At 67.6% G+C, this 15,458-nt stretch carries 14 protein-coding genes; 5 read left to right on the forward strand and 9 right to left on the reverse strand.

Annotated elements, in window-relative coordinates:
- Positions 1–184: 184 nt before the first annotated feature.
- Positions 185–544 (reverse strand): cupin domain-containing protein, encoded by a 360-nt coding sequence (locus ACFOD4_RS03375; RefSeq protein ID WP_379594300.1) that lies wholly within the window; start codon positions 542–544, stop codon positions 185–187.
- 32 nt (positions 545–576) lie between these two features.
- A complete protein-coding gene (locus ACFOD4_RS03380; protein ID WP_379594302.1) occupies positions 577–2,895 on the reverse strand; it encodes a mechanosensitive ion channel domain-containing protein in 2,319 nt (772 codons plus the stop codon).
- Between the two features lie 272 nt (positions 2,896–3,167).
- Here ACFOD4_RS03380 and ACFOD4_RS03385 point away from each other — a divergent pair, with 272 nt between their 5' ends.
- Entirely contained in the window at positions 3,168–5,324 is a 2,157-nt protein-coding gene (locus tag ACFOD4_RS03385) for an anthranilate synthase component I (RefSeq protein ID WP_379594304.1), read from the forward strand.
- Between the two features lie 338 nt (positions 5,325–5,662).
- Complete coding sequence (locus ACFOD4_RS03390) at positions 5,663–5,971, forward strand: hypothetical protein (protein ID WP_379594306.1); 309 nt, start codon at positions 5,663–5,665, stop codon at positions 5,969–5,971.
- Positions 5,972–6,052: 81 nt separating this feature from the next.
- Here ACFOD4_RS03390 and ACFOD4_RS03395 read toward each other — a convergent pair whose 3' ends face one another.
- The 3 genes from ACFOD4_RS03395 to ACFOD4_RS03405 all read right to left on the reverse strand — a co-directional run bounded on the left by ACFOD4_RS03395 (position 6,053) and on the right by ACFOD4_RS03405 (position 8,534).
- Complete coding sequence (locus ACFOD4_RS03395) at positions 6,053–7,471, reverse strand: M20/M25/M40 family metallo-hydrolase (RefSeq protein WP_379594309.1); 1,419 nt, start codon at positions 7,469–7,471, stop codon at positions 6,053–6,055.
- 66 nt (positions 7,472–7,537) lie between these two features.
- Positions 7,538–7,918: a hypothetical protein gene (locus tag ACFOD4_RS03400; protein ID WP_379594311.1), complete on the reverse strand. Its 381-nt coding sequence runs from the start codon at positions 7,916–7,918 to the stop codon at positions 7,538–7,540.
- On the reverse strand, positions 7,908–8,534 hold the full coding sequence (locus tag ACFOD4_RS03405) for a glutathione S-transferase N-terminal domain-containing protein (RefSeq protein ID WP_379594313.1): 627 nt from the start codon (positions 8,532–8,534) through the stop codon (positions 7,908–7,910). Before ACFOD4_RS03405 ends, ACFOD4_RS03400 begins: the two co-directional genes overlap by 11 nt.
- A gap of 204 nt (positions 8,535–8,738) precedes the next feature.
- Here ACFOD4_RS03405 and ACFOD4_RS03410 point away from each other — a divergent pair, with 204 nt between their 5' ends.
- Positions 8,739–9,191 (forward strand): Lrp/AsnC family transcriptional regulator, encoded by a 453-nt coding sequence (locus ACFOD4_RS03410; protein ID WP_379594315.1) that lies wholly within the window; start codon positions 8,739–8,741, stop codon positions 9,189–9,191.
- 7 nt (positions 9,192–9,198) lie between these two features.
- Here the strand turns inward: ACFOD4_RS03410 and ACFOD4_RS03415 are convergent, their stop codons facing one another.
- On the reverse strand, positions 9,199–10,110 hold the full coding sequence (locus ACFOD4_RS03415; protein ID WP_379594317.1) for a glycosyltransferase family 9 protein: 912 nt from the start codon (positions 10,108–10,110) through the stop codon (positions 9,199–9,201).
- Positions 10,107–11,243 carry a glycosyltransferase family 4 protein gene (locus tag ACFOD4_RS03420; protein WP_379594319.1) on the reverse strand — a complete coding sequence of 379 codons (1,137 nt, stop codon included), beginning with the start codon at positions 11,241–11,243 and terminating at the stop codon, positions 10,107–10,109. The genes ACFOD4_RS03415 and ACFOD4_RS03420 overlap by 4 nt, the downstream gene beginning before the upstream one ends.
- A 167-nt stretch (positions 11,244–11,410) precedes the next feature.
- On the opposite strand from ACFOD4_RS03420, the gene ACFOD4_RS03425 reads away from it, so the two are divergent.
- Both ACFOD4_RS03425 and ACFOD4_RS03430 read left to right on the forward strand, forming a co-directional pair.
- Complete coding sequence (locus ACFOD4_RS03425; RefSeq protein WP_379594321.1) at positions 11,411–12,475, forward strand: alpha/beta fold hydrolase; 1,065 nt, start codon at positions 11,411–11,413, stop codon at positions 12,473–12,475.
- Between the two features lie 57 nt (positions 12,476–12,532).
- The gene (locus ACFOD4_RS03430) at positions 12,533–13,846 is read left to right on the forward strand and encodes an aspartate aminotransferase family protein (RefSeq protein ID WP_379594323.1); all 1,314 of its coding nucleotides are present in this window, start codon (positions 12,533–12,535) and stop codon (positions 13,844–13,846) included.
- Positions 13,847–14,082: 236 nt separating this feature from the next.
- Here the strand turns inward: ACFOD4_RS03430 and ACFOD4_RS03435 are convergent, their stop codons facing one another.
- Both ACFOD4_RS03435 and ACFOD4_RS03440 read right to left on the reverse strand, forming a co-directional pair.
- Positions 14,083–14,613 (reverse strand): gamma carbonic anhydrase family protein, encoded by a 531-nt coding sequence (locus tag ACFOD4_RS03435; RefSeq protein ID WP_379594325.1) that lies wholly within the window; start codon positions 14,611–14,613, stop codon positions 14,083–14,085.
- A 25-nt stretch (positions 14,614–14,638) separates the two neighbouring features.
- Complete coding sequence (locus tag ACFOD4_RS03440) at positions 14,639–15,457, reverse strand: carbohydrate ABC transporter permease (protein WP_379594327.1); 819 nt, start codon at positions 15,455–15,457, stop codon at positions 14,639–14,641.
- Position 15,458: the final 1 nt, after the last annotated feature.

Raw genomic sequence — 15,458 nt, forward strand, 5'->3', positions numbered from 1 at the left:
GGTCATCCGATGGGCAACCTGCCGGATGCGCAGTTCGCGATGCCCGGCACCTTATGTTGGTGGAGGTGGAGGGGCCATCAGCCTGTGGCAGCGACGCCGCCGCCGGGAACCGCCGAGCGGAAGCATAGCAGGAGGACGGGCGGGTCCCTCCGCCGGCTGGATAGAGGCGGAGGCGGGATAAGCCTCAGCCCGGCTGCGCACCCGGCAAATGCACCGCGAGCCAGACCGTTTCCTGCTCCGGATCGGTCCAGGCCACGCGGTGGCGGCACAGGGCGGGGAGGACGGCGTAATCTCCGGCCTCCAGGCGGTGCTCGCCAGCATCGGGAAAGGCCAGCACGGCCGCGCCGGACAGTACCAGCACGAACTCGTCCCATTCCTGCTCGTACCAGAAGCCGTCCGGGCTGGCGGCACCGCGCGAAAGGATGCGTTCCACCCGCCCGCCACCCGGCGCTGCCAGCAACTCCTGGATGCATTCCTGCCCCGCTGCCGGCCGGTTGCCTCCTTCCGCGAACCGGCCGAACCGTGGAAGCCTGGCCTTTTCCATCCCTGTCGACCTTGGCGTTCTACCTCGCGGCCTCAGCGCGGCTTCACGGAGTCCGGGTCGCGCGGAAATTCGGGCTGGGTGGGGCGCGGTCTTTCGCGGGGCGCCGGTGGCGGTGGCGCCGGCTCGCGCGGCGTGTCGTCACCCTCGCCCCGGCGCAGCACCCGCACCGGCAGGGGCACTTCGCCCCCCCGGTCCCGCCCGAGATAAACGGTGCGGCTGGGGTTGGCCATTTCGATGCCGTGTGCGTCGAAGACCTGCTTGAGGATCTCGTTGTAGGTGTTGCCGGCACCCCCACTCCTGCCCGGCAGCGTTTTGATCCGTGCGCGGACGGTCATGGCCGAGTCGCCGAAGGCGATAAGACCCTGCATATCCAGCGGCCCCATGATGTCCGGCCCGTGCCCGGTTCGCTGCAGCATCTCGAAGGCTTCCTGCATGGCCGCCTTCACCTGCTCCACATCCTCTTGGTAGGCAACGCTCACCGTGGCCACATGGAAGCCAAAGCCGCGCGCCGAGTTGGACACCCGGTCCACCGCAGAGAAGGGAATCAGGTGCACCGTGCCGGTCATGTCCCGGATGGAGACCGAGCGGATCGTCAACCGTTCTACCGCGCCGGAAATGCCCCCCACCGTCACCGCGTCGCCTTCGTTCATGATTCCCTCGAACTGGATAAAGGCGCCGGTGATGATGTCCTGCACGAATTTTTGCGCGCCGAAGCCGATGGCCAGGCCGACCACGCCCGCGCCGGCCAACAGCGGCGCGATGTTCACGCCGATCTGTGCCAGCGCCAGCATCAGCACAATGACGCAGAGCGCGATGCTGAAGGCGTTGCGGAACAGCGACAGCAGCGTGCGCTCGCGGGCCGTGGGCACCGAGCCGAAATCCGGATTCAACCGGTACTCCACCCAGGAGGAGACCGCGATGTAGATGGCGATGCCGATCACCACGATGGTGACGGCGGAGACCACCGCCCCGACCACGCGCTGACCCGAAGTGCTGCTCAGCCAGCCAAGGAAGTCCACCAGCTGCCAGGCCTGCGCGATCAGCGCCAGGATGCAGACCAGCAGGATGGTGCGAACCACGTAGATGACGCGGGGCAGGAAGGCGCGCAGCCGTCCCTCCAGCAGGGGCAGGCGCTGCGCCACGTCCGGCGGCACGCGAACCCCGTAATGCACCGCCCGGCCAACCAGGAACAGCACCAACCCGCCCAGTGCCACGGCGGCGACCGATTGCGCCGTGGCGCTGATCATGAAGCCCAGCGCCTCGCGCGGGTTGACCAGCCAGACCACGAACAGCGCCAGGACATAGAAGATGGCGAGCACATGCCAGACCTGGCCCAGCAGGGCGAGGATGCGTGACAGCGCATCCCGGCGGCCATGCACCGCCCGCGCCGTGAAGGCGCGCCGCAGCTGATCGCGCGAGCGCATGATGATCAGCACCGCACCCACCATCGCCACGGCAAGCGCCAGCACCCTCAGGGCCTGCGCCGCCGCGGGCGAGGTGATGGCCAGCACCGGCGCCACGAACATAAAGGTGTAGCCGAGCAGCTGCACCAGGCGCTTCAGCCAGCGAAACCAGTAAGCGGGCGCGGAACCGGTAAGGCGCGCCGGACGGAGGGCCGGGTGCCGCGGCGCCAGGGCAGCGCGCAGCAACAGCTTCACCGCTTCCACGAACAGAAAGGCATTGAGCAGCAGCGTCTGGCCGATGCCCATGCGCCCCGTGGCGCCGCCCACCACCTGCAAGGCCAGCACATATCCCGCGCCCCAGGCCAGCAGCACGGCGACCATGTCGACCGCCAGCGCCGCCAGCATGGCCAGCACCCTGCGGACCCTGCCCTGACCTGCCAGCCGGCGTGCCAGCCAGCCGCGCAGCCGTTCCGCCACCAGGCGCAGCAGCAGGTAGCTGATGGCCAAGCCGACCGCGACCAGCGCCACGTCGAGAGCAAGAGCCCAAAGGCTGGCCAGGCCGGGTCCGGTGAGGCTGGCCAGCCCGTCCCGCACTCCGGCCAGCGCGCCACGGACGGAGGCCAGGCCGTCCGCCGCCCGCTCGGCCACGTCGCGGGTGCGTTCAGCGAGTTCCCGTGCCAGGGTCGGTTCGCCTGGAAGGCCCCCTGCCTCAGTTCCGGCGGCCCCGCCGGATGTGCCGGCCGCACCCTGGCGGAGCCGGGCGATCAGCGCCGCCCGCGCCTGCTCATCCTCCAGCAGCCGGATCAGCGCGTCGGCCGACCCGGCCTCAGCCCCCCCCTGCGTCGCCGCACCACCGGCCTGGGGTGCGGCGGGGGGCGCGGCGGCCCGCGTCGCCAGCGGCAGGATCAACATCAGGGCCAAACAAAGAAACAGGGCCAGGCGGCGCATTGGCGCTCCCATCAGGTGCGGTCTCAGGTTCCAGAAGCATGGGCCTCCGGCCCCATCGGTCAACCTTGCGCGTCACCTCTTGCCATGGCCGCGATCGACCATTACGGTTCCACGCATGACGACGCGGATGCCTCAGCAGAGCTGGTGGTGGCCCCTCCCCTGAGGCGGCCCGCGTAACCCCACACGGCCGCCACGGAAATCCGGGCGGCCTTTTTCATGTTCCGAACAAGCCGATCACCCGGACCCCTGGCGAGCCAAAGCCGGAGACGACGATGCAGATCAGCTACCGAACCGAAGGCGGCCTCGCCATCCGCCGCGAGACGCAGGAGATCGGCGCGCAGGACGCGCTGGCCGCTCTCGCCACCCGGCTGGACCGTCATCGCGGCGTGCTGCTTTCCTCCTCCTTCGAGTTCCCCGGCCGCTACACGCGCTCGGATTTCGGCTTCTCGGACCCGCCGCTGATGCTCCACGCCCGCGGGCGGGACATGACCATCGAGGCACTGAACGCCCGGGGCGAGGTGCTGGTCGCCGCCATCGAGCCGGTGCTTCGCCGCCTGCCGGAGATTGCCGCGCTCGATGCTTCCGCCAATCGGATCCGCCTCACCGTCCGCGCACCAGAAGGGCGTTTCGCCGAGGAGGAGCGCTCCCGCCAACCTTCTGTCTTCTCGGTCCTGCGGGCGCTGCGAGGTCTGTTCGGCAACGCCGAGGACGCGCATCTCGGCCTGTATGGCGCCTTCGGCTACGACTTGGTGTTCCAGTTCGAGCCGTTGCAGCTCCGCCTGCCTCGCGCCGACGACCAGCGCGATCTGGTGCTCTACCTGCCCGACGAGGTCATCGTCGTGGACCACATGCATGAGCAGGCCAGCCTTTACCGTTACGAATTCGATTTCGCCGGCCGTTCCACCGTCGGCTTGCCGCGCGAAACGCCGGAGGACGGATTCCGCACCAACCCCGCCGCCAGCCCGCCCGAAAGCGACTACGCGCCCGGCGAATATGCGGCCATGGTGGAGCGCGCGCGGCAATCCTTTGCCCGTGGCGACCTGTTCGAGGTGGTGCTGGGCCAAACCTTTGCTGCCGCCTGCAACGAAGCGCCTAGCGAAGTCTTCCGCCGCCTGCGGCAAGTCAACCCATCCCCCTATGGCGCCTTGATGAACCTGGGCGACGGCGAATTCCTGGTTGCCGCCTCGCCTGAGATGTTCGTCCGCGTCGAGGGGCGCCGGATCGAGACCTGTCCGATTTCTGGCACCATCAAGCGCGGCGCCGACGCGCTGGAAGATGCGGCCAACATCCGCACTCTGCTCAACTCCGCCAAGGAGGAGAGCGAGCTGACCATGTGCACGGATGTGGACCGCAACGACAAGGCGCGGGTCTGCGTGCCCGGGACGGTGAAGGTGATCGGCCGGCGGCAGATCGAGATGTATTCGCGGCTGATCCACACCGTTGACCATGTGGAAGGCACGCTGCTGCCACAGATGGACGCGCTGGACGGTTTCCTGTCTCATGCCTGGGCCGTGACGGTGACTGGTGCGCCGAAGACCTGGGCGATCCGCCATGTGGAAGCCGAGGAGCGCTCCGCCCGCCGCTGGTATGGCGGCGCCATCGGGCGCATGACCTTTGACGGCAACATGAACACCGGGCTGACGCTGCGCACCATCCGCATGAAGGAAGGCGTGGCCGAGGTCCGTGCCGGTGCAACGCTGCTGCACGACAGCGTGCCCGAGGCGGAGGAGGCCGAATGCCGTCTCAAGGCCAGTGCCATGTTCGCAGCCATTCGCGGCGAAACGAAGCGCCCGGCAGCGGCCGAGGAAGCGGCACCTGCCGTCAGCAACATGCGCGTCCTGCTGGTGGATCACGAGGACAGCTTCGTGCACACCCTGGCCAGCTACATTCGTGCCGCCGGCGCAGAGGTGCGCACCATGCGGCCGGATATGGCGCGGGAGGAGCTGCGCGGCAACGCGCCAGTGGATCTGGTGCTGCTTTCCCCCGGCCCGGGCCGCCCTTCCGATTTCAGCATGTCCGAGACATTGGAGCTGATCACTGCGCGCGGTCTGCCGGCCTTCGGGGTCTGCCTCGGGCTGCAGGGCATGGTGGAGCATTTTGGTGGCAGCCTCGATCAGCTCGCCGAACCCATGCACGGCAAGCCTTCGGAGATCCGCAAGACGGGAGGCAGTCTGCTTTCAGGCCTGCCGGAACGATTTACCGTGGGCCGTTATCATTCGTTGCATGCCCGCCGGGTGGCACTTCCCGATGAGTTGATAGCAACGGCCGAAACAGATGATGGAGTCATCATGGCGGTGGAACATCGCTCCTTGCCCCTGGGAGCCGTGCAGTTCCACCCGGAATCGCTGATGACCGACCCTGCGAAGATCGGCATGCCTTTGATTCGTCAGCTATTAATGCATTTCGCCGGAAAATCCGCCACAGGCTGAACCAGGCGGCGCCGGGCTTGTCCATGGTCAGCCCGGCGCAACCGCCACGAGGCACCGAGCCCCACGCCCACGGGAACTTGCGTGGACCCTCCCCACGGCATGACTTACTGTCCGTTTCCAGTTCCGAACAAATAATCATCTTGTCACGGGAAGAAGGCTTATCATGACGCAAGTCATGTTCCGTCAGGCTGTGACCAACTCAAGACTAAACTTATTTGGTTGAGAAAGTCATTCGCCTTGCAACTCCCGCCACTGTGAGTTGATTTAGGCAATGACTCGATCAATCAAGACGAAGCAGCCATACCGAACCGCATCCGCCATGCCGCTGGGAGCAGCCGATGAACGTCCTTGCCCGTGAGCCCAATCTGGGACCTGCCATGTCGTCGACGGCGATGGCAGGCGCCGGCGAGGAGCTGGGCTTCCTGCATGCGCCGCGCCAGGGCGGCTGGCCCTTGCTGATCCTGCGGTGGGGCCGGTTTGAAGCCGAGGTTGACGGGCCGTTTTGCGGCTTCCTGCGTATGGGCAAGGTCGAGAGCTATGCCCGCTTCGAGGAAGAAAGCGGCTGGTTCTGGCAGCGCGAGGCAGGCACCACCGAGGTCAGCCTCGGCCGCTATCGCGTCACCGTTTCGCGTCAGCCCGAAGCCTGACCCGGGTAGGCCGGTCCTGACTGGCAGCCGCTGCTCCGGCGCAGTGTCAGGACCGGTTCAATACTAAGGACGCTCCGGCGATTACTTAGGATAAGTTCCGTCGGCGGGGGTTTCTGCTTCTCCCAGATCCCACCAAAGTCCCGCAAAGGCCGCGATGCCCTCCCGCGCCGGTGCGACGAGCAGATGCTCATCCGGGCCGTGCTGCTTGCAGCCATTGTAGCTGTGCGGCACCCATACCAGCGGCAAACCAAGATGATCCACGAACACGTCGCCCGGCAGACCGCCGCTGCTGTTCGGAATCACCTGTACCCGCTTGCCCAGGCTCTTCTCCATGCTGGCCTGGGCCCACTGCACCCAGGGATGCGCCGGGTCGGTACGGCTGGCCGGCATGCGGATGGCGGCTTTCTCGATAGCCACCGCTTGAAGCCCATGCGCGTCCAGATGCCGCCGCAGCGCTGGCTCGAACTGCATCGGGTCGCTGTCCACCGTGTAGCGGATCTGGCAATGCGCCCGAGCCCAGGGCGCCACGGCGTTCACCGGGTTCGCCGGCACCCCGCTCTCCATTGCCAGCACGATGAAGCTGTTCCAGCCATAGATTTTCTCAGCGGCGGTGAAGCCGGGCTCGCCCCACCCCTCGTCGATGCTGGCCGCTCCGCCACCACCTCCTACCGGGCAGCCCTTCAGCACCGTGCGCACCGAGTCGGGCAGCCCTTCTCCACCTTGCGGGAGCCAGTCGCGCACCAACAGCTTGCCGTCACGATCCATGATGGCGGTGAGCGCATGCGCGAGCAGCACCGCCGGATCCCGTGTCAGCCCGCCCCAATGGCCGGAATGCACCCCGCCCTGCCGTAGAGCCACCATCAGGTCGAAGTGGAAGGTGCCGCGCGTCCCTGTGGCGATCGTCGGAAGCTCCGGCACCACGCGCGGCCCATCCGATGCGATCAGCACATCCGCCGCCAGCGCCTCCCGATTCGCCGCCACGAAGTCGCGCAGGCCCAGGCTGCCGCGCTCCTCCGCCGTTTCGATCACCAGCTTGACGTTGAAACCAAGCTTGCCTCCGCGTTCCGCCAGCACGGCTTCCAGCGCCGCGAGGTTCAGCGCGTGCTGCCCCTTGTTGTCGGCCGTGCCGCGCCCGTACCAGCGATCCTCGCGATGGGTCAGCGTCCAGGGCGAGAGCCCTTCCGACCATTGGGCATCGAGGCCCGCCACCGTGTCGCCATGCCCGTAGAGCAGCACCGTCGGACGCTCGGGGTCCTCCATGCGGTGGGCTGTCAGGATCGGGCCGAAGCCTTCGCGCGGATTGGCGTTGCGGGTGGATTCGAAGCCGAGCCGCGCCAGCCATGCACCCAGCCCGCGGTCGAGGTATTCGGCGAGTGCCGGCTCGTGCCGCGCTTCCTGCGATGTTGACGGGATGGCAACCAGTTCCGCCAACCGGTCCCGGAAGCCGCCCTGATCGAAGAATTCCTGTGCACGCCCGATGGCGCCTTCACGCGATGCCATGCATCCCCCCTCTTGCTTTGAGGGAGGCACAATGCGGCCGACAGGCCGGTGCGTCGAGGGCTCCGCCTAGCGCGTGCGCGTCGGAGCCGCGCCGGCGGCGTCGCCACCGCCCGAGCCGCGCGCCAGCCCTCCACCCAGAAGTGCGCCGGCCGCTAGTGGCAGCACGATGCCCAGTGGCGCCATCAGCCCCTGGCCGCCTGGCGCCAGCTGCACTGGCGCGGGCGGTTCGGCGGTGTCCATTGCCAAAGCGGCGGGCGGGGCCACCAGCTTGGGCTGCGGCTGTCCCCGCGCCGCCACGGCGACGCCTGAATCCGCTGGCACCACCACGCTGCGCAGTTGCGCCTGCGCAGCTGGCGGCAGCACCAGACCCGCAGCGACGACGGCCGCCAGAAAGGCGCTTCGAAGCCTTCGACCCGGCGCGGCGACCGTCCCTTGATCAGTCGGCATGAATCGTCTCCGGATAAACCTGCCTGAAGGCCGGCAAGGTCAGGCAGGCGGCCTCAGCCGCGAGCAGGCGAGGAAAGGCCAGATGCACGCCGAACCGCCGCGCCAGGGCAAGCTGCGGAACCAGGCAAAGATCGGCGAGCCCCGGCACGTCGCTAAAGCAGAAGGGGCCGCCACTGTCGCAAAGCATCGCCTCGCCTGCGGCCAGGCCATTGGCGATGGCTCCACGAACCCGGGACTGCGACTCGCCCTCCATGGGGCTCGCGTCGCAGAGCCGCCCGAAGGCGCGCTCATCATGCATGGGCTGCACGTCGCACAGCACGGTCATGACAAAGGCCCGGATGCGCGCCCGGCTCAGGGGATCGGGAGGCAACAGCGGCGGTGTGGGCCAGAGCTCCTCCAGCCATTCCGTGATGGCCAGTGATTGGGTCAGCACGGTTCCATCGGCCAGTTGCAGAACCGGGGCACCGCCGAGCTCGTTCAATCGTGGCTCGGCATCGTCCCGGACCCGCCTGTCCGACGCATCGGACAGCAGCACAGGGGCGTCCAGCCCCTTCAAGGCCAAGGCAAGCCGAACCCGCTCCGTCGCGGAAGAATGCGCGTAGCCATACAAACGCATGCCGTCATCTCCGCTCGCGATACTGTGATCTAAACGCCCCCCTGTCAATGACGATGCCGAAATGGACGAAACGGGGCCTCGGAGTCTCATAATCTGTTCGCTACAAGGAGAATGCGGCATAACTCGGCCTCGGCCAGCCTTGCTGCGGCCATCTTCCCGCGGGAAAGGCGAGGGTATCGGGTCCGGGGGCGCCCGGGGGAATCCATGGATGACATCGACCGTCGGATCCTGCGGGCTCTCGCCCGCAATGCGCGCCTCACCAATGCCGAGTTGGCCGAACAGGTGGGGTTATCGCCCTCGCCCTGCTGGACAAGGGTGCGACGACTGGAGCAGTCGGGAGTGATCGAGGGGTACGTCGCACTGCTGAACCAAGCAGAGCTCGGCCTCCCGGACACCGTCTTCATCGAGATCATGATGGAGAAGCACGACGAAGCTGCGTCGCTCCGGTTCGAGCAGGCCGTGCAGGCGATGCCGGAGGTGCTGGAGTGTCACCTCACCACCAGCGAGTACGAGTATCTGCTCAAGGCGGTGGTGGGTGGCACGGCTGGCTACGAAAGCCTGTTGCGGGAAAAGCTCTACCGCCTGCCCGGCGTGCGCCATACCCGTACCGCCTTCACCCTGCGCTGCCTGAAGCGAACTGTTTCCGCCGTGCCTTGAGGGCGGCTCAGCCTGCGGGCGGCAAGGCGGCGCGGACCTGCTCCACGCCGATGGCACCGATCGGGCTGGCCCGTAGCACGGAAACGGCTGGCCCATGGGGCGCCGCCAGCGCCGGATCGCTGTCATCGCCGAACAGCACCACGCTGGGGCAGCCGGCGGCCGCCACCAGATGGGTCGGGCCGGTGTCGTTGCCGACGGCAAAGGCGGCGCGGCGCCCCAGCGCGCCGATCTGCGCCAGGCTGGTGCGCCCTGTCAGGTCCAGAGCGTCGGGCGCTGCCTGGCGGATGGTGTCGGCCAGTGTCCGCTCCCCCGGACCGCCCAGCACCGCAACCGGCCTGTCGAGCCCGGCCGCGAGAGCGGCGAAGCGTTCCACCGGCCAGCGCTTGCCCGGCCGGTGCGGCGAGGCGCCGGGGATCAGCAGGCCGAAGCGCGGCGGCAGGTTGAAAGGCGTGAGGTCCTCTTCCAGCCAGGCGAGGTCGGCGTCGGGAAAGGCCTCGATGCCGGCACGCCGGAGCTGGTCCCGCTGGCGTTCCAGCGTGTGCATGCGGTCGCGATCCGGATTGTCGTGCGGATGGCTGGCACCTCGCGCGATGCCCGACCATTCCGGCGCCGCTCCGGTGAAAAGGCGGTACCGAGAGGAGCGCCCCGAGGTTTGCAGGTCGTAAACACGGCTGAAGCGCGCACGGCGCAACCGCAGCGCCAGCCGTGCCACGGCGGCGAGGTCGCTCCAGCTTGGCCGCCCATCCTCCCAGACCTCATCGAACCAGGGTGCGCGACGCGCCAGCCCGACGAAGGGCGGCGTGGTCAGCAGGACGATGCGGGCTTCGGGATGGCGGGACCGGATGGCCGCGAAGGGTCCGAAGGCCTGAACGAAATCGCCCAATGCGGACAGCTTGATGACCAGAATGCGCGGCGTCACGGCAGCAGCTCGCGATACACGCGAAGCGTTGCCTGCTGCATGGCCGCCTTGGTGTAGCCCGCCCGTACGGCCGCCTGAGCCCTGGCGCCCATCGCGGTCCGCTCCGCCTCCGGCAAGGACAGGGCGCGGGCGATGGCTGCGGCCAGGGCATCCGGGTCACCCGGCGGCACGCGCCAGCCCGTCTCACCCTCTGCAACGGTTTCGCGTGGGCCGCCGAGGTCAGCCGCGATCACCGGCCGAGCCATGGCCTGTGCCTCGATCACCGAGCGTCCGAAGGCCTCGGCATCGGTGGAGCAGTGCAAGGCCAGGTCGGCCAGCAGGAAGGCGGCTGGCAGATCGTCGCAGTGACCGGGCATGGCGACATCGCGCTCCAGCCCCAGCTGGGCCACTCGCTGACGCAGCTCGGCGGCATAGGCTCCACGCCCGGCATCGCCCAGCATCAGGACGAAGGGCCGCGGACCCGGCAAACGCGCCAGCGCTTCCAGCAAAACACCCTGCCCTTTCCAGCGACTGATCCGCGCGGGCAGCAGCAGCACCTGCCGGCCTTGCGGCATGCCCCATCCTTCGCGCAGCGACGCCACTCTGGCCGGCGCCACGGCGGCGGGATCGAACACCGCCGTGTCCACCCCGCGCGGGATCATCCGGATGCGGGAAGGGTCGGTGCCGTGCCGCTCGGCGATCAGCCCGGCAATGAAGCGGGAAATGGCGATCACACGCTCGCCCCGCGCCATTACTGCGTTGTAGCGGCGCTTGCCGGGAAAGTTCTCGTTGTAGGTGCCGTGATAAGTGGTGACAAAGCGCGCCCCACTGGCTCGTGCCGCCCAAAGGCCGGACCAGGCCGGCGCCCGGCTGCGCGCATGGATGATGCGGATGCCCTCCGCCTGCACCAGGCGCCGCAGCGCACGGGCGTTGCGCCACAGCGCAAGCGGCGACTTGGTGTTCAGCGGCAGCGTGACGTGCCGGGCGCCCAGTGCCTCCAGCGCCGGCACCAGCCGCCCGCCGGCCGAGGCAACGATGGCCCGCAATCCGGCCTGCGCGACGGCGTCGGCGATCTCCAGGGTGCCGCGTTCCACGCCACCCGTGTTCAGGGCAGGCAGAATCTGCAGGATGGCGGGGGGCTGGGCAGCAGTCATCAGGCGGCCCGTCCTAAAGCACATCCCGCCGCGCCGGAAGCCCGCCCGGAACAAACGCCAACAACCCGCGGCCGCGTTACGCATTGCAACCGCAGCGGTGGTATCCCTCCGCCCCGCCCTCGCCGCACCATATCGCGGGTATCCTTCTGCCGCGGAGACGAAGACCGATGCGCCTCGCCCCCTTGCATTCCATTCTTGCCGCGGCGCTGCTGCTGGCCCCCGCCATGGCTTCCGCTCAAGGCAGCAAGAACGGGCCAGGGGGAGCCGCGGCCACCAACCAGGCTTCCGGCGTGGAGCAGGTTTATGGTCCGCAGCTCGAAGGCTTCGAGTATCCCTTCCCCACCGCAGACTTCACCCTAACCTCGCAGCGCCAGAGCCTCACCATGGGCTACATGGACATTCGCCCCGAACAGCCGAATGGCCGCAGCATCGTGCTGCTGCACGGCAAGAATTTCTGCGGCGCCTCCTGGGAGCAGACCATCGGGGCGCTGCGCGATGCCGGCTGGCGCGTGGTGGTGCCCGACCAGATCGGTTTCTGCCGTTCCTCCAAGCCCGACGGCTACCAGTTCAGTCTGCACCAGCTCGCCGCCAACACCCACGCGCTGCTGACCGAGCTGGGGATCCGCCGCGCCGTTGTGATGGGTCACTCGATGGGCGGCATGCTCGCCGCACGCTACGCGCTGATGTACCCCGAGGAAACGGAGGGGCTGGTGATGGTGAACCCCATCGGGCTGGAGGATTGGGAGGCCGCCGGCGTACCGCACCAGACCGTGGATCAGTGGTTCACCGCCGAGCAGCGCACTTCGCCGGACAGCATCCGCGCCTACCAGCGGGCCACCTACTACGCCGGCACATGGGAACCGCGCTACGAGCGCTGGGTGCAGATGCAGGCCGGCATGTATGCGGGCCCTGGACGCGATCGGGTCCTGTGGAACCAGGCGCAAGCGAGCGACATGATCTTCACCCAGCCCGTGCTTTACCAATTCCCCACCATCCGCGTGCCGACCCTGCTGCTCTCCGGCGACAAGGACAACACGGCGATCGGCAAGGCCGCAGCGCCCCGCGACCTCCAGCCGAAGCTCGGCGACTATCCGGCGCTTGCGCCCCGTGCCGCCGAGGCTATCCCCAACTCCAAGCTGGTTCGTTTTGAGGATCTAGGCCATTCGCCGCAGATCCAGGACCCGGAACGCTTCCATCGCACGCTGCTGCAGGAACTGAAGGCGCTGCGCTGAGCCTTGACAGGCCTCCACCCTCATCCGAGCCTCGGGCACAACGGAGGGGCGAGCGGGATGAGCCAGGTGCTGAGCAATGCCGATGTGAAGACGGCGCTGGAGGAAGCCCAGGCCCTCTACGCCGCGGCGCATCCGAAGAGCCGCGCCGTGCATGAGGCGGCGCTTGGATCCCTTCCCGGCGGCAACACCCGCACCGGCATCTTCTTCGACCCCTTTCCCATTGCCTGGGCCCGCGGCGAAGGCGCCACGCTGTGGGATGAGGACGGCCACCGCGTCACCGATTTCCTGGGTGAGGCCACGGCGGGCATCTATGGCCACAGCAACCCGGCAATCCGCGCGGCAGTCGAGGCACAGCTCGATCGCGGCTGGAATTTCGGCGGGCATACCCGGATGGAAGGCGAGCTGGCCGCGCTGCTCACCGCCCGCTTCCCGGGGCTGGAGCGGGTACGGCTGTGCAACTCAGGCTCCGAGGCCAACACCTTCGCGGTCCAAACGGCGCGGGTCGTGACCGGGCGCCCCGCCGTGCTGGGTTTCGCAGGTTGTTACCATGGTGGCTTCCTCACCTTCACCGCCAAGGAGAACCCCCTCAACGTTCCCTTCGAAACCGTGGTGGCGCCCTACAACAATATTGAGGCGTCGCGCGCACTGATCGACCAGCATGCCGGGCGCCTGGCCTGCGTGATCGTGGAACCGATGATTGGTGGTGGCGGCTGCATCCCGGCCGATCCGGAGTTCCTGGCGATGCTGCGGGAACGCACGACGCATCATGGCATCGTTCTGATCTTCGACGAGGTGATGACTTCCCGCCTTTCTCCTGGCGGGATGCAGCAGAAGCTCGGCATCACGCCGGACCTGACCAGCCTCGGCAAATACATCGGCGGCGGCTTCACGGCGGGTGCCTTCGGCGGGCGCGCGGATCTCATGGAAGGCTACGACCCCCGCCACGCTGTGCCTCTGCAACATTCCGGCACCTACAACAACAACGTCTTCACCTTGGCCGCCGGTATTACCGGATTGGGGCAGGTTTACACCCCCGAAGCCGCTCTGGCGCTGAACGCACGCGGCGACGCGCTGCGCGAACGGCTGAACGCCCGCTGCCGCGCCGCAGGCGTTGCCATGCAGGTGACGGGCATCGGTTCCATGCTGAGCTTCCACATGGTGCGGGAGCCTATCCGCACCCCGGTCCAGGCCGCGCAAGGCAATCCGGCGCTGCGGCAACTGCTCTGCCTAGACATGTTGGCGCGCGGCATCTACATGATGCCGAAACGCGCGTTCATGGCATTGTCCCTGCCGCTCAGCGACGCGGATTTCGACCTGCTCGACAGCGGCTTGCAAGACTTCATCGAGGCGCGGCGCTCGCTCCTGAATTGAGCAGAAGAGCGCTGCATCGGGAGCACCGCCTTCTCAATTTTGAGGCAGGGGAGCGTCCTCCCTGCCCCCTTGTCCACGCGCGCAGCCTTGACTGGAGCGCACCCCAGGCGGCCCCCGGCATGCGCCCTTGAATCCACGACCTTTGTCACCGTGCGCCGAATTGTCCTTGCGTCAGCAGCCGGGGTTCCAAACGCCTTCAGGCCTTTCGAGCCAGGAGAGGCAGAGTCCCTCCTGCCTCACCCGATCCGCTTCAGACCCCTGGCGAAGCGCTGCCAGTTCTTCACGTAATGCGTGGCCGAGGCGCGCAGCTTGTCGGCCATGGCGGGTTCGAAGGTGCGGATGACCTTGGCCGGCGCGCCGATGATCAGCGAGTAGTCGGGGAACTCCTTGCCCTCGGTCACTACGGCGTTGGCGCCTACCAGGCAGTGCGCACCGATGCGCGCGTTGTTCAATACCGTCGCGCCCATGCCGATCAGCGAGCCATCACCCACTGTGCAGCCATGCAGGATGGCGTGGTGGCCGACGGTCACATCCTCACCGATGGTGAGCGGAGCGCCTGGATCGGCATGGAGCATGGCGCCTTCCTGGACGTTGGTGCGTGCGCCGATCACGATCGGCACCATGTCACCGCGCGCCACCGCCCCGAACCAGAAGGCGACATCGTCGCCCAGCGTCACATCCCCGATCACATGCGCGTCGGGCGCAATCCAGTAGCGACCTTCCTCCGGCAATTTGGGAGCGATGTCGTCGAGCGCGTAGACCGGCATGGGCGTCCTCCTGTTGAATTGCCCATCATCCCCCCTTCACGCCGCCGGCCGTCAAGCCCGCGATGATCTGCTTCTGCGCCAGCAGCGTCAGCAAAAGCACCGGCAGCGTCACCAGGAGCGCCGCGGCGGCCAGCGGCCCCCAGGAAATCTGCTCAAAGGTCAGCATGTTGTTGACCGCGACCGGCAGGGTGCGTGTTTCCCGCCCGGCCAGTACCATGGCGAAGATGAAGTTGTTCCAGGAGAAGATGAAGGAGAGGATCACCGCCACCGTGATGCCCGGACGGGCCAGCGGAAAGGCCACATAGCGGAAGGCCTGCCAGATAGTGGCGCCATCCACCAGCGCGGCCTCCTCCAGCTCTCCCGGCAGCCCCTCGAAGAAGCCGATCATCACCCAGACCACAATGGGCACGGTGATGACAAGATGCGTCACCACGATGGGCGTCAGTGTACCGGTCAACCCAAGCCACTGGAACAGCAGAAAGAGCGGGATCAGATAGGACAGTCCGGGCGTGATGCGCGCGATCAGGATCAGCATGGCCGCCCGTGTGGCCCGCATCTTGGCGATTCCGTAGCCGGCCGGCACTCCGATCAGGATGGCGAGCCCCGTCGCGGTGAAGGACACCACGACACTGTTCCAGGTATAGAGCAGGAAGTCGTTCCGCTCGAACACTGAGATGAAATTGTCCCAGACCGGCGGGTTGGGGATGAAGACGGGTGGCCAGGCGGTGTTGTCCAGCTCGGTCTTCAGCGACAACGACAGCATCCACAGGAACACCATGGCCGCGGGCGAGACCAGCACAAGAACCGTGAGCGCGAAGCCGATCTTCTCAAGGGCGCGCTTCATG

The organism is Teichococcus globiformis (genome assembly GCF_042646265.1).
Lineage (GTDB): Bacteria > Pseudomonadota > Alphaproteobacteria > Acetobacterales > Acetobacteraceae > Pseudoroseomonas > Pseudoroseomonas globiformis.

Excerpts from the sequence above, each read along its gene's own strand:
- ACFOD4_RS03375 (WP_379594300.1), bottom strand. The coding sequence starts at position 544 with ATGGAAAAGGCCAGGCTTCCACGGTTCGGCCGGTTCGCGGAAGGAGGC.
- ACFOD4_RS03380 (WP_379594302.1), bottom strand. The coding sequence starts at position 2,895 with ATGCGCCGCCTGGCCCTGTTTCTTTGTTTGGCCCTGATGTTGATCCTG.
- ACFOD4_RS03385 (WP_379594304.1), top strand. The coding sequence starts at position 3,168 with ATGCAGATCAGCTACCGAACCGAAGGCGGCCTCGCCATCCGCCGCGAG.
- ACFOD4_RS03390 (WP_379594306.1), top strand. The coding sequence starts at position 5,663 with ATGAACGTCCTTGCCCGTGAGCCCAATCTGGGACCTGCCATGTCGTCG.
- ACFOD4_RS03395 (WP_379594309.1), bottom strand. The coding sequence starts at position 7,471 with ATGGCATCGCGTGAAGGCGCCATCGGGCGTGCACAGGAATTCTTCGAT.
- ACFOD4_RS03400 (WP_379594311.1), bottom strand. The coding sequence starts at position 7,918 with ATGCCGACTGATCAAGGGACGGTCGCCGCGCCGGGTCGAAGGCTTCGA.
- ACFOD4_RS03405 (WP_379594313.1), bottom strand. The coding sequence starts at position 8,534 with ATGCGTTTGTATGGCTACGCGCATTCTTCCGCGACGGAGCGGGTTCGG.
- ACFOD4_RS03410 (WP_379594315.1), top strand. The coding sequence starts at position 8,739 with ATGGATGACATCGACCGTCGGATCCTGCGGGCTCTCGCCCGCAATGCG.
- ACFOD4_RS03420 (WP_379594319.1), bottom strand. The coding sequence starts at position 11,243 with ATGACTGCTGCCCAGCCCCCCGCCATCCTGCAGATTCTGCCTGCCCTG.
- ACFOD4_RS03425 (WP_379594321.1), top strand. The coding sequence starts at position 11,411 with ATGCGCCTCGCCCCCTTGCATTCCATTCTTGCCGCGGCGCTGCTGCTG.
- ACFOD4_RS03430 (WP_379594323.1), top strand. The coding sequence starts at position 12,533 with ATGAGCCAGGTGCTGAGCAATGCCGATGTGAAGACGGCGCTGGAGGAA.
- ACFOD4_RS03435 (WP_379594325.1), bottom strand. The coding sequence starts at position 14,613 with ATGCCGGTCTACGCGCTCGACGACATCGCTCCCAAATTGCCGGAGGAA.
- ACFOD4_RS03440 (WP_379594327.1), bottom strand. The coding sequence starts at position 15,457 with ATGAAGCGCGCCCTTGAGAAGATCGGCTTCGCGCTCACGGTTCTTGTG.